The sequence below is a fragment of the Brevundimonas sp. Root1423 genome, from assembly GCF_001426805.1.
Map to the genome: position 1 here is coordinate 100,001 of NZ_LMFL01000023.1, position 26,273 is coordinate 126,273.

General features: G+C 67.7%; 28 protein-coding genes. 8 read left to right on the plus strand and 20 right to left on the minus strand.

All coding sequences use genetic code 11. The features are described 5' to 3' along the window. Positions 1-586: 586 nt before the first annotated feature. Together ASD25_RS13825 and ASD25_RS13830 are read right to left on the minus strand one after the other, a co-directional pair. Positions 587-1,015 (minus strand): CBS domain-containing protein, encoded by a 429-nt coding sequence (locus ASD25_RS13825; RefSeq protein ID WP_056617714.1) that lies wholly within the window; start codon positions 1,013-1,015, stop codon positions 587-589. 47 nt (positions 1,016-1,062) lie between these two features. Next, complete coding sequence (locus ASD25_RS13830) at positions 1,063-1,713, minus strand: rhomboid family intramembrane serine protease (RefSeq protein ID WP_056617717.1); 651 nt, start codon at positions 1,711-1,713, stop codon at positions 1,063-1,065. A gap of 174 nt (positions 1,714-1,887) precedes the next feature. On the opposite strand from ASD25_RS13830, the gene hfaA reads away from it, so the two are divergent. From hfaA to ASD25_RS13850, 4 genes are all read left to right on the plus strand, one after another. After that, entirely contained in the window at positions 1,888-2,316 is a 429-nt protein-coding gene (gene hfaA / locus ASD25_RS13835; protein WP_056619127.1) for a holdfast anchoring protein HfaA, read from the plus strand. Then, positions 2,313-3,329, plus strand: a complete 1,017-nt coding sequence (hfaB, locus tag ASD25_RS13840; RefSeq protein WP_056617720.1) for a holdfast anchoring protein HfaB — start codon at positions 2,313-2,315, stop codon at positions 3,327-3,329. Before hfaA ends, hfaB begins: the two co-directional genes overlap by 4 nt. Then, positions 3,268-4,515, plus strand: coding sequence for a holdfast anchor protein HfaD (gene hfaD, locus ASD25_RS13845; RefSeq protein WP_162252080.1), 1,248 nt, complete (start codon positions 3,268-3,270; stop codon positions 4,513-4,515). The genes hfaB and hfaD overlap by 62 nt, the downstream gene beginning before the upstream one ends. Positions 4,516-4,655: 140 nt before the next feature. After that, entirely contained in the window at positions 4,656-7,541 is a 2,886-nt protein-coding gene (locus ASD25_RS13850; RefSeq protein ID WP_056617726.1) for a pitrilysin family protein, read from the plus strand. Positions 7,542-7,668: 127 nt separating this feature from the next. Here the strand turns inward: ASD25_RS13850 and ASD25_RS13855 are convergent, their stop codons facing one another. Further along, the gene (locus ASD25_RS13855) at positions 7,669-8,547 is read right to left on the minus strand and encodes a hypothetical protein (protein WP_200943633.1); all 879 of its coding nucleotides are present in this window, start codon (positions 8,545-8,547) and stop codon (positions 7,669-7,671) included. Positions 8,548-8,689: 142 nt separating this feature from the next. On the opposite strand from ASD25_RS13855, the gene ASD25_RS13860 reads away from it, so the two are divergent. After that, positions 8,690-9,229 carry a PAS domain-containing protein gene (locus tag ASD25_RS13860; RefSeq protein WP_056617728.1) on the plus strand — a complete coding sequence of 180 codons (540 nt, stop codon included), beginning with the start codon at positions 8,690-8,692 and terminating at the stop codon, positions 9,227-9,229. Here ASD25_RS13860 and ASD25_RS13865 read toward each other — a convergent pair. Then, entirely contained in the window at positions 9,192-9,752 is a 561-nt protein-coding gene (locus ASD25_RS13865) for a gamma carbonic anhydrase family protein (RefSeq protein ID WP_056617730.1), read from the minus strand. The two genes, ASD25_RS13860 and ASD25_RS13865, sit on opposite strands and share 38 nt — an antisense overlap. Before the next feature lie 325 nt (positions 9,753-10,077). Here ASD25_RS13865 and ASD25_RS13870 point away from each other — a divergent pair, with 325 nt between their 5' ends. Continuing rightward, complete coding sequence (locus ASD25_RS13870) at positions 10,078-10,785, plus strand: PhoH family protein (protein ID WP_056617732.1); 708 nt, start codon at positions 10,078-10,080, stop codon at positions 10,783-10,785. A 22-nt stretch (positions 10,786-10,807) separates the two neighbouring features. Here the strand turns inward: ASD25_RS13870 and ASD25_RS13875 are convergent, their stop codons facing one another. Continuing rightward, positions 10,808-12,064 carry a cation:proton antiporter gene (locus tag ASD25_RS13875; RefSeq protein WP_056617734.1) on the minus strand — a complete coding sequence of 419 codons (1,257 nt, stop codon included), beginning with the start codon at positions 12,062-12,064 and terminating at the stop codon, positions 10,808-10,810. 174 nt (positions 12,065-12,238) lie between these two features. Between ASD25_RS13875 and lspA the strand changes: the two genes are divergently transcribed. Together lspA and ASD25_RS13885 are read left to right on the plus strand one after the other, a co-directional pair. Next, a complete protein-coding gene (lspA, locus tag ASD25_RS13880) occupies positions 12,239-12,745 on the plus strand; it encodes a signal peptidase II (protein ID WP_056617737.1) in 507 nt (168 codons plus the stop codon). Positions 12,746-12,809: 64 nt separating this feature from the next. After that, positions 12,810-13,373 carry a DUF3035 domain-containing protein gene (locus ASD25_RS13885; RefSeq protein WP_056617740.1) on the plus strand — a complete coding sequence of 188 codons (564 nt, stop codon included), beginning with the start codon at positions 12,810-12,812 and terminating at the stop codon, positions 13,371-13,373. A gap of 58 nt (positions 13,374-13,431) precedes the next feature. Here the strand turns inward: ASD25_RS13885 and ASD25_RS13890 are convergent, their stop codons facing one another. The 15 genes from ASD25_RS13890 to ASD25_RS13955 form a co-directional block, all read right to left on the minus strand. Beyond that, a complete protein-coding gene (locus ASD25_RS13890; RefSeq protein WP_056617743.1) occupies positions 13,432-14,337 on the minus strand; it encodes a DMT family transporter in 906 nt (301 codons plus the stop codon). An 88-nt stretch (positions 14,338-14,425) separates the two neighbouring features. Further along, entirely contained in the window at positions 14,426-14,905 is a 480-nt protein-coding gene (gene ssb / locus ASD25_RS13895) for a single-stranded DNA-binding protein (protein WP_056617746.1), read from the minus strand. Between the two features lie 168 nt (positions 14,906-15,073). Then, positions 15,074-15,520 carry a hypothetical protein gene (locus ASD25_RS13900; RefSeq protein ID WP_056617749.1) on the minus strand — a complete coding sequence of 149 codons (447 nt, stop codon included), beginning with the start codon at positions 15,518-15,520 and terminating at the stop codon, positions 15,074-15,076. Further along, complete coding sequence (locus ASD25_RS13905) at positions 15,520-16,188, minus strand: hypothetical protein (RefSeq protein WP_056617752.1); 669 nt, start codon at positions 16,186-16,188, stop codon at positions 15,520-15,522. Before ASD25_RS13905 ends, ASD25_RS13900 begins: the two co-directional genes overlap by 1 nt. Positions 16,189-16,263: 75 nt before the next feature. Further along, positions 16,264-19,023, minus strand: a complete 2,760-nt coding sequence (locus ASD25_RS13910) for a hypothetical protein (RefSeq protein WP_056617757.1) — start codon at positions 19,021-19,023, stop codon at positions 16,264-16,266. Between the two features lie 265 nt (positions 19,024-19,288). Next, positions 19,289-20,125 carry a flagellin gene (locus tag ASD25_RS13915; RefSeq protein ID WP_056617761.1) on the minus strand — a complete coding sequence of 279 codons (837 nt, stop codon included), beginning with the start codon at positions 20,123-20,125 and terminating at the stop codon, positions 19,289-19,291. Positions 20,126-20,257: 132 nt separating this feature from the next. Further along, entirely contained in the window at positions 20,258-20,548 is a 291-nt protein-coding gene (locus tag ASD25_RS31265) for a hypothetical protein (protein WP_056617764.1), read from the minus strand. Between the two features lie 94 nt (positions 20,549-20,642). Beyond that, complete coding sequence (locus tag ASD25_RS13925) at positions 20,643-21,503, minus strand: flagellin (RefSeq protein WP_056617766.1); 861 nt, start codon at positions 21,501-21,503, stop codon at positions 20,643-20,645. A gap of 282 nt (positions 21,504-21,785) precedes the next feature. Then, on the minus strand, positions 21,786-22,079 hold the full coding sequence (locus ASD25_RS30465) for a hypothetical protein (protein WP_056617770.1): 294 nt from the start codon (positions 22,077-22,079) through the stop codon (positions 21,786-21,788). 303 nt (positions 22,080-22,382) lie between these two features. Beyond that, entirely contained in the window at positions 22,383-22,766 is a 384-nt protein-coding gene (locus ASD25_RS13935; RefSeq protein WP_056617773.1) for a M15 family metallopeptidase, read from the minus strand. After that, positions 22,763-23,029, minus strand: a complete 267-nt coding sequence (locus ASD25_RS13940) for a hypothetical protein (protein WP_056617775.1) — start codon at positions 23,027-23,029, stop codon at positions 22,763-22,765. The genes ASD25_RS13935 and ASD25_RS13940 overlap by 4 nt, the downstream gene beginning before the upstream one ends. Further along, positions 23,026-23,184 carry a hypothetical protein gene (locus tag ASD25_RS30470; protein WP_156389314.1) on the minus strand — a complete coding sequence of 53 codons (159 nt, stop codon included), beginning with the start codon at positions 23,182-23,184 and terminating at the stop codon, positions 23,026-23,028. Before ASD25_RS30470 ends, ASD25_RS13940 begins: the two co-directional genes overlap by 4 nt. Next, positions 23,181-24,653, minus strand: a complete 1,473-nt coding sequence (locus ASD25_RS32950; RefSeq protein ID WP_056617779.1) for a DUF2793 domain-containing protein — start codon at positions 24,651-24,653, stop codon at positions 23,181-23,183. Before ASD25_RS32950 ends, ASD25_RS30470 begins: the two co-directional genes overlap by 4 nt. Before the next feature lie 286 nt (positions 24,654-24,939). Next, positions 24,940-25,671, minus strand: coding sequence for an anti-sigma factor domain-containing protein (locus tag ASD25_RS13950; RefSeq protein WP_056617782.1), 732 nt, complete (start codon positions 25,669-25,671; stop codon positions 24,940-24,942). Next, entirely contained in the window at positions 25,668-26,225 is a 558-nt protein-coding gene (locus tag ASD25_RS13955; protein ID WP_056617785.1) for a sigma-70 family RNA polymerase sigma factor, read from the minus strand. The genes ASD25_RS13950 and ASD25_RS13955 overlap by 4 nt, the downstream gene beginning before the upstream one ends. Between the last annotated feature and the right edge of the window lie 48 nt (positions 26,226-26,273).

The following is a 26,273-nucleotide window of genomic DNA, read 5'->3' on the forward strand; positions in this document are numbered from 1 at the left end:
GGGAACCGGAGAACCGGACCCACCGTTTAGCGCCCGGTTGCGGCGGAGGCGGCGATGTAGTCGCCTCGGTATTCCGTGTCAAGCGGTTATTCCGAAGAAGAACCCCTTTCCGTCCGCCCCGTCCGGAGACGAGGGAGGCGCTGTTTAGCGCCTCATTTTTCCGCGTCAAGTGGTTCTTTTTAAAGAAGAACCTCTGTCTGCGAACCGGCCCGGGAGCCGGTGGAGGCGGCCTTCTAAGGAAGGCCAATCTCCGTGTCAAAGGACTTCAGGCCGCAAAAAACCGTCTGGAAAGCCCGAGAGGCTTGCCTCTGTTTCGTTACCGACGATTCGATTGGAGCGCGGAACCTAACCGAAACACCTTAAGGAAGCAACCCGCATCTGCGACTTTCTTCCCGAGGACCGCTGGAGGCTTTCGTCTCCGTGGCCCCGGTGGCCGGCCCGTTTCCGAGCGAGGCGGCGATATACGCAGCGGCCCTTTTGTCCGCAAGCCGATTCCGACAGTTTTGCGAACTTTCTCGCCGACTCCCGGTCAACGGACCCGGGCCTTTTTGGGGCGGGCCGCTACAGAGCCCGCCCTGTGGGGGTTTCAGCCCGCCGCTATATAGGTACGCAGGGATTCCGCTTCCTGGGTCGCCTCGGCGATCTGGCATTTCACCACGTCGCCGATCGAGATGACGCCGGCCAGCCGGCCGTCGCGCAGCACCGGCAAATGCCGGATTCGGCGGTCTGTCATCCGTCCCATCAGAATCGCGACTGTCTCGGCCGGCGCCGCGAACACCACTTCGGAGGTCATGACGGCGGAAACCTGCTGATTCAGAGCCCCCTGCCCGTCGCGAGCGACAGCTCTCACCACGTCCCGCTCGGACAGCACGCCGACGACCTTGTCATTCTTGCAGACCATCAGGGCGCCGACCCGCAGCCGGTCCAGTTCTCCGCACGCCTCGCCGACCGTCAAATCCGGCGCGATGGCGTAGACGGCGTCGCCCTTGTTCTTGAGAATTTCGGCGACCAGCATCGCGGCTCCTCCCTCTCTATATAGAGCGCGGCCGCGGATGGACCGCATCAAGCCTCAGGGTCGCGCAGATCGGGCGGCGAATCAAATGCTTCCGGGCGCGCGCGGAACAGGGCCGCCCACGGGCCGATCAGCAGCGCTCCGGCGACGAATCCGAAGGCGTGCGCCTCCCAGGCGATGCGGGCCCCTTCCATTCCCGGGGCGAAGCCGAGGAGGCCGACGGCGACGTTCACCGCCATGATTGCAGCGGCCGGCGTCAGGAAACGCTTGTCGGTCAGTGATCTCAGCTTGCCGGACCGGCGGCCCAGCAGACGAAGGGCCGCGCCCATCAGGCCGAACACGGCGCCGGAGGCCCCGACCAGGGCGTCATAACTGGCGGGATGCGCCAATCCGTAGCCTGCCGTCGCCAGCAGTCCGCACACTATATAGAAGGCGAGAAATCCCGCCGCGCCCTTCGCCCCCGGCATCAGGCGCGCCACCGGGGTCCCGAACGCGAGTCCAAGGATCGCGTTCATGGCGACGTGCGGCCAGCCGCCGTGGACGAACATCGACGTCAGCACCCCGGGCCACCAGCCGCCGTCCCACAGCGACGACGGACGAAACGCCAGCGACAGGCCGCCGTCCGGCAGCCGGGTCTGCAGCCAATAGAGAATCGGCATCGACACGGCGACACCGACCGCCACCAGCGGCGCGTTGAACACACGTTCGGACGGTTGCGCGTTCAGGACGAATGCTCCGGGGATTCAGGAAGACAAACCAATCGGTTGTCGGATGCCACCATGGCAAGCGCTTCTTAATAACCATGACCCAGAGTGGGACGAAGGATCCTTACCGGTCCGTTGACCCTGTCTGCGTGAGAGGTGGCCGTCGTGACCATGCGCATCAAGCTACTGCCCGCGATTATCTTCGTCGCCGCCCTCGGCGCGCCCGCCGTCGCATCCGCCCAGTCGGCCGGGTCGTCGAGCATGGGAACCTATCAGGCCGGCTACGGCGCCTCGCGCTACACCACGGCCCGGCCACAGACGGGATCGACGCGGGACGCGAACGGCAACCGGCTGATCATCGACGGCCTCATCCAGGCCGGAGCCAGCACCTATTCCAGCGCCAGCGGCGGGGTCTCCTCCAGCTTCTCCGGCGCGGGCGCCGGCGGCGGGAGCGCCATCGGCGGCTCGACCGCGATCGGCAACAACCTGAATGTCGTCGTTCAGGGCAACCACAACACCGTCATCGTCAACTCCACCCAGGTCAACAACGGCGCGATCAACGCCGGAACCAGCCTGAACGCCCCCCCGAGGAATCCATGAGCGCAGGCTCCCTTTCCCGCCGACTTCGGGGCGCCGGCGCAGCCTGCGCGGCCGCGGCCCTGCTCAGCGGCTGTATCTCCGCCTCGGCCGGGCCGAACGGACAGTACGCCTCGCCGATCGGCGACGCTCCGGTGACGGCCAACCCGACCCCCTACTCCGCCGCACTCTATTGCATGGCCGACTACGCCCGCCGCTACAGCCTGCCCTCGCCGCGCATCGCGGTGGGCCGGATCAGCGACTACACCGGCACGGTCTCGGCTGACGGCGGCCGCCAGGTCACGGGCGGCGCCTCGCTGATGGCCAACACAGCGCTCGCCAAGGCCGGCGCCCATATCGTCGAACGCTATGACACCTCGGTGTCCGAGCTTGAGCTGCGCTACGCCAACAACCGCCTGATTGGCGATCAGGGCCCCGGCGGTCCCGGCGACACCCAGTACCGCCGCATCCTGGCCGGTCAGGTGCCCGGCTCCGACTTCTACATCGTCGGCGGCATTACCGAGGTGAACTACAATATCCGGTCCGGCGGCTTCGACATGGCCGCGGGCCAGGCCAGCAGCCAGACGCCCCTGTCGACGGCCTTTGCGGGCAAGGCCTATGTGATGAACATCGCCATCGACCTGCGTCTGGTCCAGACCACGACCATGGAGGTCGTCGACGTCGTCTCCTACCAGAAGCAAATCATCGGCCGCGAGATCTCGGCCGGGGTGTTCGACTTCCTGAACGGCAACGTCTTCGACATTTCGGCGGGCGAAGGCGGGCTGGAGCCCGTGCAGCTGGCCGTTCGCGCCCTGATCGAGCGGGCGACCGTCGAGTTCATGGCCAACCTCTATGGCGCACCCGGTCCCGAGATTTGCCTGAACGCCGGTCCCGATCCTCTGGGCGGCACCGTCGGCCCGACCGGCGGCTATTACGCCGCCTACCCCAACACGGACACAAACAATGGCGCTACACGTGCGGATCCGTCTCGCTGGCACGATGGCCGCGACGGTGCTGTGCGCGGCAACCGCTACTGAGGCCGCCGCCCAGACACCGCCACCCCAGGACGGCGCGATCGTTCTGAACGAACAGCTACAGCTGGGCGATGTCTTCGCCGGCCAGACGCTGAACGTGGTCGACGCCCAGGATCAGGTGACCGTGGAAACCTCGGCCCAGGGCAACTCAGCCTCGGGCGCGGTCGAGAACGGCGCCATCACGGTTCGGTCGAACCAGGACATGCGCGGCGACTCCGTGGCCCGCACCGACGTCATCCTGGGCGGCGACACCTATGGCGAGGTCAACGCAACCAGTCAGGCCGGGGGCAACTATCTGGCCGTCAGCGCCTACAACGCCGACCTGACCGTCGACGCCACCCAGTCCAACACCGGCGATCTGGTCAGCGCCACGACCGAACTCGGCGACAGCAACGCCCGTCTGCATGGCGGCGCGGCGGTCAACGCCTCGGCCATCTCCAACACGACCGCCCTCGTGGGTCAGGCTTCCTTCCTGCAGGGTGCCGTCGACCAGTCGTCCTCGGCCGTGGTCCGCTCGTTCGGCAGGATCCAGAGCCAGTACATTCCGTCTACGGCCAGCGTGACCAGCGAGGCCATCGTCAACGCCGTCGCGGTCAACAGCAACGCCACCTCGGGCCAGAACCTCTCGATCACCCAACGCTCGACCGGCGACTTCGTCGAGGCCGAGGCCAGCGCCAATGCCGGCAACGCCTGGGACCTCGCCGGCCGCGCTCGCGCCAGCGGCAACCAGGCCATTCTCTATAACGAGGGCGGATCGGTCGTGACCGAGTCGGATCAGGACAACAGCGCCTTTATTCGCGCCTCGGCCCTGACCACCGCCTATGACTATGGCCAGGCTGAAGCCCAGGCCCGCGGCGTGGCCAATGAGGTGTCGGTCGGCAACAACGACATCTTCGTCGAGATCGATAACACCCAGTTCAATTCGGGTGGCGTCGACGTCACGGCCACCTTCTCCGGCACCAATGGCTACGACGTCTATGTCGGGGCGGAAGCGGTCGGCAACAGCGTCACCGGCTACGCCTGTGCGGAATGCCAGGCCACGCTGGATGCGACCAACACCCAGACAAACAGCGGCAATGTCTCGGCGGTCGCCAACACCTCGGTCGCAGGATCGGGTCGCGCGGTCATCACCGGCGCGACCGCCGTGGGCAATTCGGCGAGCTTCTATGTCTCAAGGCCGGCACATTAAACTTCGGTAACTTGAGCGGTCCTGTTTGGTCGCCGAAAGGTTGCAAGGGGGCGGCGACAGCAAGAGTCGGCGGCCCTTGCCCAATCTCCGGCGCGGCCCCGATCCGGGCGCGTTCGCGCCCTTCGGAAAGAGACCGATTAATGCGTTCCCCCCGTCGTCTGCTGCTGCTTCTTGCGGCGTCCACCACTGTCCTGATCGCGGCGTCGCCGGCGCTGGCCCAGGCACAGGTCACGCCGTCGGACCCCTGGGCCCAGGCGACCAGCGACATTCCCGCTGATTCCAATGTCCGCTTCGGCGTCCTGCCCAATGGCATGCAGTATGCGGTGCTGCGCAACGCCACGCCCGCGGGCCAGGCCTCGCTGCGTCTGCGTATCGACGCCGGCTCGCTGATGGAAAACGAGGACCAGCTGGGCCTCGCCCACTTCATGGAGCACATGGCCTTCAACGGGACCACCAACATCCCCGAGAACGAGCTGCTGCATATCCTCGAGCGTCTGGGTCTGGCGTTCGGCGCCGACACCAACGCCTTCACCGGATTCGACCAGACCGCCTACCTGCTGGAGTTGCCCCGCACCAACGACGAGACGGTAGACGCCGCGCTGCGGATCATGCGCGAGCAGGTGTCCGAGGCGCTGATGGCCGCCGACGCGGTGGATGCCGAGCGCGGCGTGATCGAGGGCGAGGAGCGGATGCGAAACACGCCGCAATTGCGCGTCGCCAAGGCCCAGTTCGGCCTGCTCGCGTCGGGTCAGCGCCTCGCGAACCGCCTTCCCATCGGTGACCTGAACATTATCCGCACCGCGCCGCGCGACCGCTTCGTGGACTTCTACAACGCCTATTACCGGCCGAACCGCGCCACCTTCATCGCCGTCGGCGACTTCGATGTCGACGTGATGGAAGCCAAGATCCGGGCCGCGTTCGAAGGCTGGACTCCCAAGGCCGCGGACGGTCCTGATCCCGATCTCGGCCAGGTCGCCCAACGCGGCCCCGAGACCCGCATCCTCGTCGAACCGGGGGTCGAGTCCTCCGTCGACATCAACTGGATCCGCCCGCCGGACCTTGAGCCGGACACCGTGGCCGAACGCCGGGAAAACCTGATCCGCAATCTCGGGCTCGCCGTGCTGACCCGTCGTCTCGGAGAACTGGCGCGCGCGGACAATCCCCCGTTCATCAGCGCAAATGCGTCGAACGCGTCGGTCTACGACAGCCTGTCGGCCGGTTCGGTCAGCGCCAACTTCAACCCCGGAGGCCTGACGCGGGCCCTCCAGACCATCGAACAGGAGCAGCGTCGACTGATCCAGTTCGGGATCACCCAGGCCGAACTGCAACGCGAGATCACCGACACCCGCACCCGCCTGCAGAACGCCGTCACCGCCGCCGCTACCCGCTCGACCCCTGCGCTCGCCAACGGGTTGCTCAGCGCGGTCAACGACCGGAACGTCTTTGCATCGCCGGCGACCAGCCTCGAGCTCTTCAACGCCACGGTCGAAGGCCTGACGCCTGATCAGGTCACCGCAGCCGTCCGCCCGGTCTTCGAAGGTCAGGGCCCCGTCCTCATGGTCACCTCTCCCGTCGCGATCGAGGGTGGCGAAGCCGCCGTCACCGCAGCGCTTGAGGCGTCCCGGCAGGTCGCGGTCACGGCCCGCGCCGACGAGGCTGCGCTGGAGTGGCCCTATACGGACTTCGGCACGCCGGCCCGGCCGGGCGCCCGGACCGAGATAGCCGACCTTGGCGTCACCCGCGTGGACTTCCCCAACGGGGTCCGCCTGTTCGTCAAGCCGACCGACTTCCGGGACAACCAGATCCTCGTCAACGTCCGGACGGGCATTGGCGAACTGGGCCTGCCCACGGACCGCATCACCTCGATGACCTTTGCCAACTCGGTCATGGGGCCCGGCGGCACGTCGAAGCTGACCGTGGATCAGCTGACCCGCGTCCTGAGCGGCAAGACCTACAACGTTAGCGCAGGCATGGACACGGACGCCTACACGCTCAGTGGATCGACAAAGCCCGAGGATCTCCAGCTCCAGATGCAGGTCCTGACCGCCTATCTGGTGGATCCCGGTTTGCGCGCCGCGCCCTTCGAACGGGCCCGCAGCCAGTTCCCCGCCCAACTCGCCCAGCTGCGTGCAACGCCGGGCGGCGTTCTGGGTCGTGAACTCGGCGAACTGATCAGTTCGGGAGATCAGCGCGACGCCCTGCCGACCGAGGAACAGATCGCCGCCATGACGATCGAGGAGATCCGCGCCGGCGTCACCAACGGGCGCGCCCGCGGTCCGATCGACGTCGTCATGGTCGGCGATGTGACCGTGGACGACGCCATTGCCACCGTGGCGAACACCTTCGGCGCCCTGCCGGCGCGCGGGGCCCAGGCCGAGCCGCTGCCGGGCTCCGCTGTCCGTCGCTTCCCCGCGCCGACGGCCGAACCGATCCAGCTGAAGCACGAGGGTCCGGGTGAACAGGCCATCGGCGTCATCGGCTGGCCCACCGCCGACGCCATCGGCGACAAGCAGGAAGCCCGGCAACTGGCCATCCTCAGCGCCGTCATCCAGCTTCGTCTGAACGAGGAGGTCCGCGAGAAACTGGGCATCTCCTACGGTCCGGGATCCGCCGCCTCGTCATCGTCGGTCTTCCCCGACTACGGCTATATGTTGATGCTGGCCGAAACCCGCCCCGAAAGCCTGCCGGTCCTGTTCACGGCGTTCGACTCGATCGCAGCGAGCCTAAGGGACACGCCGATCAGCGATGACGAACTGCTCCGGGCCCGTGCCCCTGCGGTGGAATCGGTGCGACGCAGTCAAGCGGACAACGGCTACTGGGTAGGCCAGCTCGCCGAGGCCGGACGCAAGCCGGAAACCTTTGACGAGATCCGCTCGAACGTCTCGGATCTCGAGTCGGTGACGCCCGCCGACATCCAGCGTCTGGCGCGCCAGTACCTGACCCCGGACAAGGCATGGCGTTTGACCGTCACCTCCGACAACCCCGCCGCGCCGCCCGCCGCTGCGCCGGCCCCGGCCGCCCAGTAGACGAAAAATGGCCCCGTTCCTTTCGGATCGGGGCCAGTTTGCTTCTCAGGATGTCGACGGAGCCGACAATGACCGTTCTAGGCGTCCGCGGCTGACCCGCGGCTGAACGCCGGTGTTCATACTGGCGTCAGAAAACCCGGCCGCCGACGCCGCCATCCAGGGTGATCATCGCGCCCGACACAGCCATGCCGGCCTCCTCGATCACTTCCTCGCGGTATTCGGTGTAGGTTTCCTCGCGGACCCAGGTCACGATCTTCACGCCGGCGCCATAGCGACGCAGCAGGGACCGTTCGTTGCAGTCGCGTTCGTCGCGCTGGCGCTTGCACTCGATCTGGCCGCCGCGGCCGTGCCACAGGGCCTCGCCCTTGCGGCAGTTCATGGTCTCGCCGCTGCCGAAATCGGTGTTGCCCTGATACTCGGCCCAGGTGATCTGCAGCCAGGTGCCGGCGAGGCAGCGGTACAGCTCGCCTTCATAGCTGCCGTCGACCTCGCGGTCGGGGCGAACCTGCGACGCCGGGTGAGGCACATTGCGGTCGTCGACGCAGAAGGCGCGGATCACGACCCGCTTTTCCCAACGTCGGCGGGCTTCGTAAGGAACACGAATGGTCCGGCGCACGCGGCCGCCCTCGACGTTCAGGCCGTTGATGGTCGTGGGATAGGGCTGTTCGACCGTGACATAGGCCGAGCCGCCGCCGCTGACGAAGACGCTGCCGCCGGCGCGTGCGTTCAGGCCCGCCCGGGACGCCGCGCTTGCGCTTGAGCTGGCGTTCGCATTGGCGTTCACGTTCACATTGACGTTCAGGTTTCCACCACCGCCACAGCACGGCGGGGGCGGCGGCAGCTCGCAGCACGGGGGCGGCGGAGGCGGCGGAGGCGGGGGTTGGCAGCACGGCGGGGGCGGCGGCGGGCACACAGGGCCGCATTGGGCCATGGCCGGGTCGGCGACCGCCATCAGGACCGTGAAGCCCCCCAACGCCAGCAGCCAGTTCATGATCCGCACCCGCATGGGCCGACCTCCACGTGAAATCTTGCGCGAACCCTGCAAGGCGCGGGCCGCTCCAGCCTGCATCAGACGCCAGAAAGGCTTTCATTTCCGTTGCTTTTGGTCCGGCGCAGTCCTTGCGGCTGAAGCGGCAGAGGCCACGCCTATGTTTCATCCTGATACGCAGTTTCTGATCGACCACTGGACCGGCCTGTCGCGCCGCGCCGACGCACGCGCCGGGATTCCCGCGCGCGCCGCCATAGATCCCGCCGCGCTGGGCCTTCGCCTGCCCCGCGTGTTCATGGCCGGCCGCCCCGGCGACGACGCCGTGGTGCGGCTGGCCGGCGGCTGGATCGAGGATTTTCACGGCGAACATCTGAAGGATCAGCCGCTAATGGCGCTTTGGCGGCCGGGGTCGCGTCCGCTCGTCGCCGCCGCGCAGACCCAGGCTTTGCGCGAAGTCCGTCCCGTCGTCGTCATCGCGCTGGCGGGCCTCGCCGCGTCCCAGATCGAGATCACCCTGGTCCCGCTGCGCGGGCCTTCGGGAGAGCCGGACCTCATTCTCGGCCTGTATGCGCCCGCGGCCACCCTGACCCTCGCCTCGGACGAGTCGCGCCTGTTGACCGCCCGGGTCTCAGTCGGGGTAGGCGAACCTGCCCGCGCGCCGCTCAGCCTTGCGGCGGTGCACGGCCGGCGTCTGGCGTGACCTCGGCGAGGTCGCGGACGTACCGCTTCCAGTTCTGGACATAGTGCGCGGCCGAGGCCTTCAGCGCCTCGATCTGACCCGGCTCAAGCTGACGCACCACCTTGCCGGGCTGGCCCATGACCAGCGAGCCGTCCGGAATGACCTTGCCCTCGGTGATCAGGGTATTGGCGCCGATAAGGCAGTTCTTTCCGATGACCGCCCGACCCAGCACCACCGTCCCGATGCCGATCAGGGTGTTGTCGCCGATCTCGCAGCTGTGGAGCATGACCATATGGCCGACGGTCACCCCGTCGCCGATGGTGAGGGGCTCGCCCGGGTCGGAATGCAGCACGCTGCCGTCCTGGATATTGGTGTCGCGGCCAATGGTGATGGGGTCGTTGTCGCCCCGCACGACGGCGCCGAACCAGACGCTGGCGCCCGGCTTGAGAATCACGTCTCCTGTCAGGACAGCGTTCGGAGCTACCCAGTATTCGCCCTCTGGCGGAAGCTGTGGTTTCTTGTCAGCCAACGCATAAATCGTCATCAAAACATAACCTTATCTTGAGTGGTTTCTTGGCTTTAAGGCTTCGTAAACCACGCTAGCATCATGATGTTGATGCGATTCGAGGCCGCCATTTCGGCCCCGGATTGGAAGCCGGATCAAGCCCGGTCCGGTCAGACCTCGGGGGACGTGCGTGGTGCGTTCGGTTCGGCGGCTTGTGCCGCTGGGAGTTTCCCGGCCCATGAAAGGGCCCTCCTCCGATCCGGGCGGATGCGTCGCATCCTCTTCTCCCTTCCCTACCTTCGTTCGAGGCGATGCTTTTGCGGCATCGCCTTTTTTCATGCCCTGGAGGCGTCCATGACCAAGCGTGCAGCCATCAAACGCCAGACCCCGCCGTTTGCCGACCCACGCCGGCTGGTCGCCCTACCCGTCCAACGACGACCGGGACCAGGCCTATCTGAAGACGCTGAAGCCCAAGTCGGACGGTCAGGCCGAGCTGATGGCCGCGATCGACCATCACAACATGGTTCTGGCCCTCGGGCCGGCTGGCACCGGCAAGACCTACCTCGCCGTCGCCAAGGCGGTCGAGGCGCTGGAAGCCGGCAAGATCGGCCGCATCGTGCTGAGCCGCCCCGCCGTCGAGGCCGGAGAATCGATCGGCTTCCTGCCCGGCGACATGGAGGACAAGCTGGCCCCCTATCTGCGGCCCCTCTACGACGCGTTGTCCGACCGACTGAGCATGAAGCGGGTCAAGGCGCTGATGGCCGAAGGCCTGATCGAGATCGCGCCCATCGGCTACATGCGCGGCCGCACCCTGAACAACGCCTTCATCGTCGTCGACGAGGCCCAGAACTGCACCTATGTGCAGCTGAAGATGCTGCTGACGCGACTGGGCTGGCATTCGACCATGGTGGTCACGGGCGACCCCCAGCAGTCCGACCTGCTGCCGGGCATTTCAGGCCTGTCGGACATCGCCGAACGGCTTCTGCCCGTACCCAACATCGCCGTGGTGAAGCTGGCGGAGCAGGACATCGTCCGTCACCCGCTGGTCGCCAGCATGATCGGCGTGCTCTGACGCCAGTCTGACCGAATACCGATCAGGCCGTCGCGGGATTCACCGCGGCGGCCTTTTCCTTGGCCAGCGCAATGCCTTCGACGGATCCGCTGGCCGGCGGCTTGGGCCGGGCTCCCATACGGTCGATCAGGGCGAAGACGAACGGGTTCAGCGAGATCGACAGCAGGGCCGCCGCCAGGATCAGGTCGTGCGTCTCCTGCCGCATGCCGCCCAGTTGCACGCTGAGAGCGGCGAGGATGAAGGAGAACTCCCCGATCTGGGCCAGGGCCGCAGCCACCGTCAGGCTGGTGGCCTTGTCCAGCTTGAAGGCCGTTGTGATCGCCAGCGCCGCGATCGACTTGCCGACAATGACGATGGCCAGCACGCCGAGGACGGCCAACGGCTCGCGGACCACGATTGTCGGGTCGAACAGCATCCCGACCGAGACGAAGAACAGCACGGCGAAGGCGTCGCGCAACGGCAGCGAACGCTCCGCCGCATTATGACCCAGCGGCGAGCTGTTCAGCACCAGCCCGGCGAGGAAGGCGCCCAGCGCGAACGAATGGAACAGGGCGTAGGCGATCCAGGCGATGCCGAGGGCGATGGCCAGAACGCCGAGGGTGAACAGCTCACGGGACTTGGTATGGGCGATGCGGACCAGAACCCATGGGAGCAACCGGGAGCCGACGATCAGCATGACGCCTGTGAAGGCGGCGACCTTGAACAGGGTCCAGCCGATCGATTGCGCCAGCTCCGCCGGGTTCAGGGTCTGGCCCGGCTGGATGATCAGCAGCGGCAGGATCACCAGTGCGATGACGATCACCAGATCCTCGACGATCAGCCAGCCCATGGCGAGACGGCCGACCGGCCCCTTGACCTGTTTGCGTTCCTCAAGCGCCCTGAGCAGCACGACGGTCGAGGCCACGGACAGGGCGAACCCGGTCATGGTCGCCTCGAGGTGGCTCATCCCCATCAGCCGGCCGAGACCCCAGCCCAGTCCGGTCGCCGCGCCGATCTGAACCAGCGCCCCCGGGATGGCGATCTTGCGCACCTTCATCAGGTCAGCGAGCGAGAAATGCAGCCCGACGCCGAACATCAGCAGGATGACGCCGATCTCGGCCAGCTGCGGAGCCAGTTCCGTGTCAGCGACGAAACCGCCGGTGTGCGGGCCGACCAGTATCCCGGCGACCAGATAGCCGACCAGAGGCGACAGCTTCAGCCGGTTGGCCAACATGCCGAACACGAACGCCAGCACGAAGCCGCCGACAAGGGTGAGAATCAGGCTGTCGGCATGCGGCATCGGCGCTCCTGAGGTGCGGGCGGGTCTTTCCTCGAATTGGAAGCGCTACATTTGGGGTCTCGGAGCCCTCGAGGCAACCGCTAACGGCCCCGGCGCGACCCCGTGACACGATTGCCCCTTCGCGCTTTGGCCGCGGACTGCTAACCGGACGGCCTTCACATTTCAGCGGCCCGTATGAAAATCCCACGCCTCGCCGTCACGGCCTTCGTCTTCGCCCTTCTTGTCGTTGTCCTCGACCAGCTGACCAAGGCCTGGATTGTGTCAGGCCTTGATCTGCGCGAGATCGGGCGGGTCAACATCCTGCCGCCCATCCTGAACTTCACCTGGGTCGAGAACCGCGGCGTCAGCTTCGGCCTGTTCGGGGACGGCTCGGCCCGCTGGATGCTGAGCCTGTTCTCGATCATCGTTTCCGGCGTTCTGGCCTGGTGGGCGTTGCGCGCCGACCGGCGGCTGCTGATCACCGCCATCGGTCTGGTGATGGGCGGAGCGATCGGCAACGTGATCGACCGGATCCGCTTCGGCTTCGTCGTCGATTTCATCGATTTTTCGGGGACAGGGTTTTTCCCCTGGGTCTTCAACGTCGCCGACAGCGCCATCACCGTCGGCGTCATCCTGCTGATTCTGGACAGTCTGCTGTCCGAACGGGCGGCCAAGGTTGGCCTCGCCGCCGAAAAGTCGTAATCAGCCGCATCATCCAAGGCCTACGCGCGCGCCCGCTCCGGCGCTCCGCACCGAGATCAAATCAATGCGCCTTCGTACTGTCGCCGTCCTGACCCTCACCACCTCGATGCTCGCCCTCGGCGCCTGCTCGAGCGTTCGTCAGGGGATCGGCCTGACCAAGATCACGCCCGACGAGTTCCTGACGGTGTCGACCGCCCCGCTGACCGTGCCGCCGGAATACGGCCTGCGTCCGCCCGCGCCCGGTCAGCCGCGCCCGCAGGAGCTGGCTCCCGAGTCCGCCGCCCGCCAGATCCTGCTGGGTCAGCGTCAGGCCATCACCCGTTCGCCGGGCGAACAGCAGCTGGTCGCCCAGGCTGGCGGCGACCGCGCCGACCCCCTGGCCCGCTATGTCGTTGACGACGAGTTCGGCGACCTGGCGCACAAGGAAGAAGGCTGGGCCAACCGCCTGCTCTTCTGGCGCAACAATGACCCCGCCAGCCAGACCGCGACCACGACCCAGACCGCCGAAGGCGCGGTCACCGTGGACGCCGCCACCGAATATGCGCGCCTGCAGGAACTGACGGGCGGCCGCAGCGGCATCGTCATCGCGCAGCGCCGGGACTCGGGCTTCAAACTGCCGGGCCTGTAAGGCTCGCCATCAGATCTGAAAAAGGCCCGGATGCGAAAGCGTCCGGGCCTTTTGCTTGTCAGGCCTTGGCCGCCCCGGCCCTGAGCCCTCGCTCGGCCAAGGCCACGATGCCCACCCCGCCCATGGTCAGGGCCGCGCCGGTCAGGATCTGGGGCGTCAGAACATCGCCCATGAAGCCCCAGCCGATCAGGATCGATACGACGGGCGTGGCCAGCAGATAGGGCGTCACCCGTCCCGCCTCGCGCTTCTGCACCAGCCAGAACACCAGGGTCGTCGCGATCACCGAGGAAACCAGCCCCGCCCAGACGACACAGGCCCAGACCAGGGCGTCGGCCTGCTGAACCGCCTGCCACTGGCCCCGCTCGAACATGGCCGACGCAAAGGCGAGAGTCGGCAGGGCGACCAGCGCCAGCAACCCTTGCATCTTCAGCGGCGGGATCGAGGTGGTGCGTCGTGCGATCACCGTCGTACCCGCCCAGGCCGCGCTGCCGGCGATGACGACCAGAATCGCCTTCCAGTCCGCCACTGCATGCGCGTCCAGCGTCATCCAGGCCACGCCCAGGAAGGCCACGCCCATGCCGATAAGCGCAAATTTCGACAGTCGTTCGCCCAGCAGAAGGAAGGCGAACAGGGCCGTGAACGGCACCCACAGCTGGGCCGCGACGGACACGGGGCTGACGTCGTGCGCCAGCCAGAAGGCGAGATAGATCAGGCCATAGTGGATCGGGCCGCCCAGCACGACGATGATCGCGAGGCTCTTCCAGTTCGGGAACGGCGGCCGCACGAACGGGATCAGGCAGGCCGCCGCAATCGCGAACCTCAGCGCGCCGACCAGCATCGGCGGAAGCGTCAGAGTGGCCTGTTTCGCCGCGGCGTTGTTGACGCCCCAGATCACGACCACCGCGACGATGGCGAGAACCTCGATCAGGGAGAGCGGGCTGTGGGGCTTGTCCGGAGTGGTCACGCCCCGGCTATGGCACAGGTCGGCGCCGTCGGGGTCTCAAAGCGGGTAACGGAGCATTTCGCACGCCGTTACCCGCCGGGACGAAGTTCTAGAACGGGATGTCGTCGTTCAGGTCGTAGCTTTCCTTGGGTCCGCTCGGCTTGTTGGCGCCGCCGGTCGAGAAGCCCGAGGAATAGTCGTCGTCGCCGCCGCGCGAGGCGCCGCCGCCGGCGCCGCCTTCACGGCCGCCCAGCATGGTCAGTTCACCGCGGAATTTCTGCAGCACGATTTCGGTGGTGTATTTCTCAACGCCGGCCTGCTCGTATTTGCGGGTCTGGAGCGAGCCCTCGATGTAAACGGTCGAGCCCTTCTTCAGATAGTTTTCGGCCACCTTGACGATGTTCTCGTTGAAGATGACGACGCGGTGCCACTCGGTCTTTTCCTTGCGCTCGCCGGTGGCCTTGTCGCGCCACTGCTCGGAGGTGGCCAGCGACAGGTTTGCGACCCGCTCGCCCGAGTTCAGGGTGCGGATTTCCGGGTCCTTGCCCAGATTACCGACCAGAATGACCTTGTTGACGCTGCCCGCCATCGCCGAGCTCCTTCTTCTTCGTTCGGGCTCGCCGCGCTTCGCGCTGTTCGAGCCGGGATTATCTGTCAGGCCTGACTAGCGCGCTTCCGCAACCGGCAGGTCAGGTTTGTGGCCATCATCCACAGGCGCGTTTTGTTCCACGTTTGTTCCGCACCGTCCAGCGCTTCTTCAGGGCGCCGGCGCCGGAGTTGCGGGTTCGGGGTTTGCCGAGATAGAAACCGGCGTGCCGTCGATAGCGCGCTGGATGGCGCTGGGGATCGCCAGTCGCCCGTCGCCGGTCCGGGCCAGAAGGATGAAGCGAGAACCTTCCAGCGTCTGGCCAATCCACACGCCGGCGCGGTCGATGAAGATGAACTGGCCCTGGTAGGAGCCCATGATCTCGCGACGGTTTCCGCCCATGCGCAGGAAGCGCAGACGCATCTCCTCCAGCCGCGCCGCGCAGAACTCGATCTGCGGCTGGTCCTCCGCCAGCTTGTTGAACTGCGGCGGCTCGCCCTCGGCCTTCAGCTCGACGACGTAGCAGACGCCCTGATCGAAGGGGGCCTCGGTGGTCTTCTCGCAGGCCGCGAGGGCCAGCAGGCCCGCGCCCATGGCGGTGATCGTCAGACGTCTCATCAGCGCAGACCCGGGAACTGGCACGCCCGGTCCTGCTCGACCAGGGTGCGGAAGCGGTTGTTGTCAGGCGACTGTTCGACCCGGCGCGGCACGAGGCGCAGCGTCGTCTCGCCCCAGCGGCCGTACAGGGCCTCGCCCGGGCGGACGCAGGTGCCGGCGTACAACGCCTGGACGCAGGCGTTCAGACTCATATTCCCCGACAGCGAGCGCCAGTCTGACCCCGTGTGACGCAGGCAGGCGCTGCCCGAGGCGGCCTGGGCGGTGGGCTGGGGCTGGGTCGGTTCGTCAACGACAACAGGCGGCTCCGACTCGGTCAGTTCGACCGGCGGAAGGCTGGGCGGGGGCGCCAGCGAGGCGGTCGGCGCGGCGGCCAGGGCGCCGGTCTCGTCGATGCCCACATCGAGTGCGTCGGTGGCCAGACCGTTGCGGCGCGCGCAGTCCGACAGGGTGGCCATGCCGATGAACTGGCCGTTGACGAAGCAGCGCAGTTCACGGGTCGTGTTCAGCTCGGGCGCATCGGCCACATCGACCGTCAGACCGCCCTGCGCGGCCGGCGGCGGGCCGCTGTCCCCTCCCCGTCCGCTGCTGAAAACGAGCGCGAGCACGACGGCCGCGACGATCGCCAGACCGGCGCCGATCGCGATGAGTAGACGATTGTCCTGGGGCATGAAGGGCTCGCGCGGATGGAGCCTCCAATAACCCCGCCCCGGCCTAGCACGTCAACGGCCTTCGTCTGTGAAGGGTCAGCCGCCGAGGCGGGCGAGCGCGGCCTGATAGTTGGCCAGTTGCGAGGTCAGATAGGCCGGCACGGGGCCATTGGCGCCCTTCGCGGTCGTAGCGGGATCAAGGGCGCGATAGGCGTCGCGCACGGCCTTCATCGCCGCCTGAAGCTTCTCTCCGGCCGTCTTCACCGAGCCGGCGTCGGCGAGGTTCAGATTGGCGGGCAACGCCAGACCGAAGGTCTTGGTGATGTCGTCACCGGTCGTAGCGCCGATATAGCCGGGCGACAGACCCAGTCCCGCCAGGGCGTCACGGCCGGTCTCACCGGCCGTGATCACGCTGCCGACCTTGCCGTTACGAGCCATGATGGACAGGCGCTGGAAGCCCCCGGTGGTGGTCGTCGTCTCGCCGGTCTTGCCCGTCACGGAACCGCCCTCGGACGCGACCGTGACCTTCAGCTTGCCGGACGAGGCGATCTCGATCTTGCGAGCCAGGCTGGCCAGCGTGTCCCTCGCCTCGATCGTCACGGAAACAGCGCGGCCGCCGTCGGGCGGGCTGACGTAGAAGCGGTCGCCGACGCGAACCGAGGTTGCGTCGATCAGCCGTTTCGAGTCGCTCTGGTCGATCTCTCCCTTGGGCAGGCCCAACCGATCGAGCACGCTGGCGCCGTTGGATGCGACAGCGAGGGTCATGGGTTTGGCCTGATCGCCGTCGCCGGACCAGCTCCGCTCGTATTCGACCGCGCCGCTCAGCGGATCGATGCGGGCCAGATAGGCCTTGCTGGGGTCTGTCGCCTTGGCCGCGGGATCGCGATCCTCGATTCCGGTAATCCACACCTTGCCGCCGTGAACCTTGACGTCCGCAGCGGAGTCGTCGCCCGCGCCGCCGTACCAGGTCAGCCGGTCTCCGGCTCCTGCGGCGAGGTCGCTGGAAAGGGTGGCGATGAAGACGTCCTTGCCGCCCGAATGGGCGCTGGTCTCTGTTCCTGCCGCAAGGCCGCTGTTGCGGCTGGTCCCGGTCAGTATGACCTTGCCGCCCGAGACCGAAACGCCGGCGATGTCGCCGCTGATCGCGCCCAGATCCCGCGTGGACGCCAAGGTCGGTACGCCCGCGGCGTCGAGGGTGAACCGGCGGACCACGGCATGGCCGTTCTCGACTCCGGCGGTGTAGAGGTCGGACCCATCGATGGTCATGGCGTCGACGCTGTCGTCGCTTGTCGTCCCGAACTGGGCCGTGGCCGCGGTCTTCACCACTATGCCCGCCGTCGGATAGGGCTCGGCCGCCTTGAACGCCTGCACATAGCCGTCCCAGCCGCCGACGGCGGCCGCGCCAGTGATCGCCGATTTGGCCCGGCCAGCGATATAGACCGTGCCGTCGGCGCCGAAGCTGACGGAGGTGGCCTCATCCGCCGCGCGGGTCCCGCGCCGCTGGGTCCATTGCTCCTCGCCGTCCTTGTTGAAGACGGTTACGAAACTGTCGGCCACGCCGGCGACCTCTCCGGTCTTGCCGGCGTCGGTCGTCGACGTATTGAGCGCCCCGGTGACCGAGCCGGCCACCGCTACATTGCCGTCCGGATCGATGGCGATCGCGTAACCGCTGGCGGTCGAGGCCGCACCCAGCGTACGGGTTGCGACCAGACGGCCGGCTGTATCGAACCGCATCAGGGCGACGTCCTGCACACCCTTGATCGGCTGGGTATCGGGACCGGCCGTGACGTCGGCCACCATCCATAGGGAGCCGTCCGGCCCGACGGCGCTGGCGCGCACGTTCTGAACCCCTTCCGGCAAGGCGTTCTGCGAAAGCCGGCCATCGACCCATCGCGTTTCACCGATCCCGCCGCCCGTGGGAACGGGCGCCGCGCCGCCGTCGCTCCGGAACTTCAGCAACTGGTTGCCGCCGCCGGTCCCGGCTGCCTGGACGACATAGACGGCGTCAGAGGTTTCCGCGGCGCTGAAGCCGACCGTCTCCGTCGAATTCGCGCGAACCGCCAGCGCCCACTGGTCGGCGCCGGCCGGAAGGGTGACCGGTTTGCCGTTGACCTGGATTGTCTTGGGCTCGGCCTTGATCTGCTGCCGGCCTATGCGCGTGGCAAAGCCGGCGGTCTCGAGTTGATCGTTGACGAACTCCAGGACGTTATCCAGCGTCCTCGGCTTCGTTCCCATGGCGGCCAGATTGATCGGGATGGAGCTCGTGTTGTGGCCGGTCAGGCCCACGGGCACCTTGATCGTGATGTAGAACCGGACGTCGCCCTCGAAGGCAGGAACGGACGTATTGGTGGGCCCCTCGTGGATCGGACCGGTGACCGAGATTGCGCCATCGCGCGGAACAGCGCCGGTGGTCTTGCTGATGGACTTGGTCGTCCCCTGAACCATCCGGATATCTTCGAATTCCGCAGCGGACATCCACGATCCGACTTCGGCCAGACCCGCCGTGAAACGCCGGTTAAGCTGGGTCAGCTCCAGGTTGCTGATGCCCTTGGTGGCGGCGCGGTTCGTCAGGGCGTTCAGCGTGTCGAGGCCCTGATAGAGGGCGAACAATTTGCGGTAGTCGGCCGGCGCCGACTTCATGTCCAGTTGGGCGGCATCCTCGTTGATCAGCTTGCGGCCGCCGAGGGCGGCGCGCACCAGAACGTCCTGTTTCGGCGGCACGACAGACGAGGACCAGGGCGGCGTGGGCTGCTTCTTCGCGGCCTGCTGCAACGCCGTCGCGGTCGCCGTCGAGGTCGACGAAAAGCCGGCGCCGGAACCGCCATACAGACCCAGAAGATAGCTGTTGTTGATCACACGCGGCTCCCGGCCCCCACCCTAGGGCGGTGGGCGTAACGAGGGCTTAACGGGGCATGGCGCGGCGACGCCCCGCGCGACTCCGGGACCGACTCGGGGAACAATGATCGTCCGCGCCCGTTCTTCGCGCGCCGGATGAGGAGGACGCCGTCGTGAACGCCTTCGTCAATGCCTTGAAATCTTTGCTTTCCCTGTATGGCCTCGGGCCGCGGGCCGCCCTGCGCCGCAGGCCGGCCGCGATCGAGATCGGACACAGCCGCCCGGCTTAACCGCCGCGGAACAGCGACAGGATGATCTGCGGCGCCTGGTTGGCGATCGACAGGGACTGCGCGCCGAGCTGCTGCTGCACCTGCAGGGCCTGAAGCCGCGCGCTTTCCTTCGCGAGGTCGGCATCGACCAGATTGCCGATTCCGGACTCCAGCGTGTCCATCAGCTTGGTGACGAAGTTGTTGTGGGCCTCGATCTGCTTGGCCTGGGCGCCGATGGAGCCCAGCGCGCTGTTCAACTGGGTAATCGAGTTGTTCAGCCGGCTCAGGGTCTGAGCCGCGTCGCTCAGGTTCAACAGCCCGTCCGACATGGACAGTTCGATAACCGATCCGCTCAGCGACAGGTCGTGGGCGGTCAAGGTGACGAAGCCCGAGGCGTCGGCGTTGGCCAGGAAGGTGATGCCGACGCTCAACGAGCCATTCAGCAGATTGCCGCCGTCGAACGAGGCGTTGCTGACCTGCGAGGCCAGCGCCCGCAGCAGGGCCTTGAAGTCGTTGTCCAGAAGCTGGCGGGACTGGGTCTTCAGCGAGCTGTCCTGAGCCGCGACGACCTTTTCCTTCAGCTGGTTCAGCAGATCGGAGACCGATTCGCCGGCCGACAGGGCGACGTCAGCCAGCGAGGTAGCCCGATCCAGGCTTTGTTTGACCGCGTTCAGCGCCCCGACATCCGCCCGCTGTCCCTGTGCGATGGCCCAGATGGCGGCGTTGTCCTTGGCTCCCTGGACTTTCAGGCCCGTGGAGATCCGGCCCTGGACATCCCCCAGACGGTCATTGGTCCGCGTGAGGTTCTGCAGCGCGATGGCTGCGGAGTTGTTGGTGTGGACGCTATTCGTCATCCGACTCAGCCCTGTGAGGTTTCGCCCAAGGCTTAACGTCACAAGCGTGCACGCATGGTTAACGCGCGCTAACCATGACTTTTGCCGCGCGGATCGCTCCTGCGCGGCGGTCGGATCGATTTTGCGGCGCGGTCAGGCGGTGGTGTTGATGACCGAGCCGGAGCTGTAATCCCCGGTCTGCATCAGGTCGACGACCTGTTCGCGGGGCAGCTGTTTGACGACCTCGCCGGTGACCCGGTCCATCGTCTTGTAGATGAACGATCCTGACGGCCCTTCCTCGATCACCAGGCGATAGCGCGCTGCGCGCTCGGCGTCCTGGGACGCCCTGGAGTCATGGAAATCGCCGTCCGCGGATGAACCGGCGGCGGCGGCTGGCAGGATGGCGGACGCGTTTACTGGGGCGATCTTCGCATTGGTTTGCATGGCTCCGTCCGACGGCTGGGCCGCGGCTTCCTATTAAGGGACTGGAGATCGGTCGGGCGGGGTCCACGCGGAACCCCGCCCTTCCGGTCGATCCTTAGCGGAACAGTCCGAGCAGGATGGAGGTCGAGGAGTTGGCGATCGACAGCGCCTGCACACCCAGCTGTTGCTTGGTTTGCAGAGCCTGCAGTCGGGCGCTTTCCTTGGCCAGATCGGCGTCGACCAGGTTGCCCACGCCAGCGTCCAGGGTGTCCTGGAGCTTGCCGACGAAGGTCAGGTGGGTCTGGAACGACTTGGCGCCGGTGCCCAGGCGAGCCAGGGAGGCCGACACGTTTTCGATCGAGGCGTTGACCGCGGCGAGCGAGGCCGTGGCGTTCGACAGGGCCGAAACCCCGGCGGAGCCCGAGCCCGAGCCGATCAGGCCGGCGTCGGCCGCGATGGTGACAACCGAACCGCTCAGCGAGAAGTCTTCGCTGGCGACCGAGATGTTCGCACCGGTGGTGTTGGCCAGAGCCTTGAAGCCGGCGCTGCTCGAACCATCCAGCAGGTTCACGCCGTTGAACGAGGCGTTGTCGACCACGGTCGTGATTTGATCGCGGATCGACTTGAAGTCTTCGTTCAGGGCGGCGCGAGCCGAAGTGGTCAGGCTGGTGTCAGTGGCGGCGAGCGCCTTTTCCTTCATCTGGATCAGAAGGTCGGCGACCGATTCGCCGGCAGACAGAGCGACGTCCACGGCCGACTGGCCGCGGTTCAGGCTGTCTTTAACGGCGTTCAGGGCGCCGATTTCCGCGCGTTGGCCCTGGGCGATAGCCCAGATGGCGCCGTTGTCCTTGGCGGACGAGACGCTCTTGCCGGTGCTGATGCGGTTTTGAACCGTCGACAGTTCACTGTTCGTGGACTGAAGGTTCTGAAGGGCGATCATTGCGCCCGTGTTCGTGTTAACGCTGTTGAGCGCCATGACGATAGTCCTTGTTTCAAGGTGTCCGACGCCATTTTGGCTGCCGGGAGCATTTTGCTCGCAGCTATCGCAGCAAGGACGGGACCAGTCGCCAAACGAGCGTGCCAGCCCGCCGATCGTTGTTTTTGCTACGTTAGTTCTTGTTAAGCACCTTCGGCGCCCGGCAGGATGTGCCGGGCGCCCGGCAATTGCTGCCCACCCGGTCGGCAGCTTGTGCCGCAGGATGGCGCTGTTTGCGAAAACGGGGCGCCAACCGCGCCAAATCCTGCCAAAGCGCCCGCTTCATTGTCCCCGCCATCGGTCCTGCAGGGCCCGTTCGGCCTGGAGCGTCTCAACGGCGAGCGCTCTTGCGGCGTCGCAGAGCGCCAGTGCCGCGCCCCGCGCAGCGTAGGACGCCTCCAGATCGTGCTGCGTCGCCGTTTCAGGCAGCCGGTCCAGCAGACATGGCGTCACCGCCGCTTTGGGAAGGATCAGCCGGGGCGGCGGCGCAGACGGCGGGAGCGAGTTCGCACAGCCGGCGATCATGCTCGCGAATGCGAGCGGCGCGAGCGGGGTCCAGCGGAACAGAGGCGTCATGGGCGTTCCTTGCTTCGGTCTCGGCGCGGTGGGTCGCCACAGCGACAGAGACGGCCTGTTGATGATGACGATCGACGTGACGCGCCTGAACTGCGGCCCCCTCGACTTCGAGCCGGCGGGCGGCGGCGTCAGATTCGGCCGCCGCGGACCGGGCCTCAGCCGCGGCGAGCCGGCGCTCCCCCATGCCGAAGGGATCCCAGCGGAACCCGAGCCCGTGGCCCAGCGCAGCGGCGACCATCACGGCCAGAGCGACAGCCAGACCCCAGCCGAAAGGAGTGAGGGCGCGGAACACGTCAAGCGGCCTCACGGGAACACCCGCCGGTCCAGCTCGAAATGCGGCCCGTCGCGCAGACCGGGCCAGTCGCCGCCCCAGACGATGGCGGTGCCTTGCCGCGCGGCGGCCGCCTTGAAGGCTGCAGCGATGCGGGGATACAGCGGCCAGTCCCAGCGCACCTGCCCGTCAACCAGAGCGGCGACATCGACCGCGTGCCCGGTCAGATGCCGGGATTTGCGGGTGCGGCTGGCTCCGGCCCGAACAAGGGCGGCTTGCCGCTCGGGCGTGCGCAGCCCCTCGGTTACCATGAAGTCTACGGGGGTCAGGGCCGAGGCTTCCCGGACCAGGGCGACCAGCCGGGGATGCACCCCTTCCAGCCGTTTGAGCGAACGCTCGGACAGGCGGAAACTCATGGCTGCCGATCCCGCAGTATCGTCAGGCTGGCGATCAGCTGCTGGGCGGTCGGGGCGACCAGATACAGGACCATGGTCAACGCCAGCAGCGCCATCAGCCCCTGCGCCAGCCGCGGTGCAGCCTCGGCTGGCGTCGCCGCGATCAGCCGGTCCAGCAGCAACCAGGCCCCCGCACTGAAAGCAAACACATACAGTCTGCGCCACAGCCAGCGGCCTTCAGCCAGCGGCGACGGGGCCTCTTCGTCTTCGGTGGGGTCGGTCACAGGAAATCCTCCGGGTCGTTGAAATCGAAGCCGGCGCGACGCCAGCCGTCGTCGCCGTGGGCGAACAGGTCGTCATCGGTCAGCCTGCGCGGCGCATCCCACGCCTCCTCATCCAGCAGGCCGAGGTCGTGCGTGTTGTCATGGAGGCGGGTCATCCGAGCGCCACGATCCAGACCGTTCCGGCAGCGCCCGGCCCGCCGGCCCCGCCGGCGGCGACGCCGGCTCCTCCGCCGCCTCCGCCCGCACCGGCTCCGCCGCCTGCTCCACCGGCATGGCCCGCGCCCGAAGCCGCAGCCCCGCCGCCCCCGCCTCCACCGCCCGCCCAATGGAGAGCTGGCTGGGGAGAAGTCGCCCCCGCCGCGCCCGCGCCCGCTCCCCCCGCGCCGCCAGCCGCCTTGACCACAAGGATTGCGCCGTCGCCGCCGGCGCCGCCGGCCCGCACGACGCCCGGGCCATCCAGTCCGCCCCCGGCCCCGCCGCCGCCCGCTGCATCAGGCCGTTCGTGGCCGCCGCCGGACCCGCCGGACGCCGCCACGCCGGAGGAGCCGCCTGCGTTCGAGGCCGGCGCACCCGCGCCGCCGCCGCCGCCCGCACCACCCGCGCCGCCGCCCTGTCCGCCGGAGCCGCCCGCACCCGTCAGCACGGCCGCGCCGCCCAGTTCGATCACGCTGTCGCCCCCGGTGGCGCCCGCGCCGCCGCTTCCGCCCGAACCGCCCGCTCCGACGGTGACGGTTAGACCCGCGGCCAGCAGGTCTGCGGGCCATTCCGAGCGGCTGACGCCGCCGGCGCCCCCGCCCCCGCCGCCTGGACGCGCGCCCGAGGTCCCGAAGGCGCCGCTTCCGCCGCCGCCTCCACCGCCCACAGCCACCGCCTCGACGCTTCTGGCCCAGGCGGGCGGCGTCCAGGTTCCGGGCGCCGTGAAACGCGTCACCGATCGCCGCGCGGCGCCTTGGGCGAACACCGCCCGGCCCGTCGCCCGCTCAACCGCGAAATCATCCAGCCATTCGGATCCGTCCGCGCTGACCTTCAGCCGCAGGTCGTCGTCGCCGACCAGTCCCAGCTCGGCGCGGCCGCCGTATCCGCTCTGGAACACCAGCGACAGGACGTGGCCCGCCGTTTCCTTGTTCAGGGTCAGCCGCAGATCGCCAGTGCCGCCGTACGCGGCCTCCCGCGCCGTCCACAGCGCGTTGTTCAGCTTTGCGAGGAACGGGTTCCAGCTGTCTGCCGTGGCGCCGATCCCCAGCCGGCCCAGATCCTGGATCTCGCCCAGCCGTCGGCCCAGCGGGACCCAGCCGTCCCAGTGGCGAACCACCAGTTCCGCGGCGTCCACGACCAGAACCACTAACCCCTCCGGGGCCGGAACCGCGCTCCAGCCGCCCGCTTCGAACCGCACCAGCGTCCCCGCCGGCCGCGCACCCCAGTCGACGCCCGTCGCGCCTGTCGGCAGAATCCACAGGCCGCCGTCGGGCGGCGAGACCGGCTGGGCCGTCGCCGTGCGACTGACGACCGCCGTCTGAACCAGCGCGTCCAGCCGGGTCATGGCCTCGTTCAGGGTCACATGTTTCTGCATCTGGCCGGCCGCCAGATAAGGCAGCTCCAGCCGGGCGCTGTGGTCGTCGCTCATCACTCTCTCTCCGCACGGGATGTCGGAGATCAGTGTGGGGGCGGCGCTTCCTGCGGCTCGCCAATGACGCTGCCTGGACGAAAAACGTCAGGAGAGTCAGAGACCTGACCTTCACAACTCGTCTGTTTCGGAGCGGAAAGGTAGCGGGGAAGCCGTAGTGGAAGGGCTGGACGGCCTCCCCGCCTGACGGGGCCCGTTGGCTGTCAGGACCAGGCGGGAGCGCTCGCGCACGCCCGCAACGGACTCGTCAGAGCCAGCTACGGGCTATCGGCGCATGTGGACGCAGTCAGAGGCGCTGAAGCTCGCCGGACGCGACGACCGGACCGTCGGGCTTGTCCGCCGCCGGCGTGTGGCCCGGGGTCTCCATGGACACGGCGACGGCGCTCGCCTGCCCGGCCTTGCCGGAAAGCGCCCGGCCGAGATTGTGCCGGGAGGTCGCCGACCCGTCGATCGCGCCGACCAGCTGGACCCCGCCCTCGGGCATGACCAGCCACAGGTGCGGCACGCGGGTGTCCCCGGCCATCTCGGTCGTCGGAGCCAGATACAGTTCCCCGCTGGCCGGGTCATAGGCGATGGTCATGGCGGCGTGGCCGTTCTCCAGCGTCAGCGTCGCCACCCGCGTTACGGCCACGGGCGCCTCAGGCGCGGGTGCCGGCGGAACCGGCGACGGCTGGGCCAGCAGCACCACCACCGCGACGAGACTGGCAGCCAGCAGACCCGTCGAGCCCACGGCCCAGGTTCGCCAGAAGGCCAGCCGCCGGTTGTCGTTGGCGGCGACGGGCGGCAGCCCTGCCTCCACGCGCGGCCAGACGTACGGCGACGGTGCGACCGGCGGGATCTCGTCGGCAATTCCGGCCAGCCGCTCGTTCCAGGTCTCGACGTCGGCCGCGAACGCCGGGTCGGAGGCCTCACGTTCGCGCGCGGCGGCCTCCTCGGCCGGCGACAGCACGCGCAGGGCCAGTTCCCCGGCCAGGGCTTGGTCCTCGTCCATGCCTTCGATGTCGGTTGGATCGGTCATGATTCCAGACACGCTCTCAGCCGCATCAGGCCACGCCTGATCCAGCTCTTCATCGTTCCCAGCGGCACATTCTCACGCGAAGCCAGGGCGTCATAGGTCACCCCCTCGATAAAGGCGGTGCGGATGGCGCCGCCCGTACGGTCGTCCAGCTCGCCGAGACAGTCGTTCAGGCGGCGCACGTCGTCGCCTGTCTCCAGCGCCTGCGCCGGCGACGGGCCGTCGTCGGCCACGTCGAAGGCGTCGTCGATGGGCGTGGACCGGCGGGTCGCGGCGCCCGACCTCAACCGGTCGATCGCGCGGTTGCGGGCGATGGTCACCAGCCATGTGATCGGGCTCGCACGGGACGCATCGAAGCTCCCGGCCTTTCTCCACACGGTCAGATAGGTGTCCTGCAAAACGTCCTCGGCCAGCTGTCGGTCAGCCAAGATACGCAGGGTCACGCCCAATAGCTTCGCGGAGGTCGCATCATAGACGCGGCGGAAGGCGGCGCGGTCGCCCTCTCCCGCCCTGCCAAGGGCGAGGGCCAGTTCATCGCGGGTCAGGATGGAACTCATGCGGGCGTCCGACAAACCATTGTTGCGACCTGAGGACGCGCGTCCGAC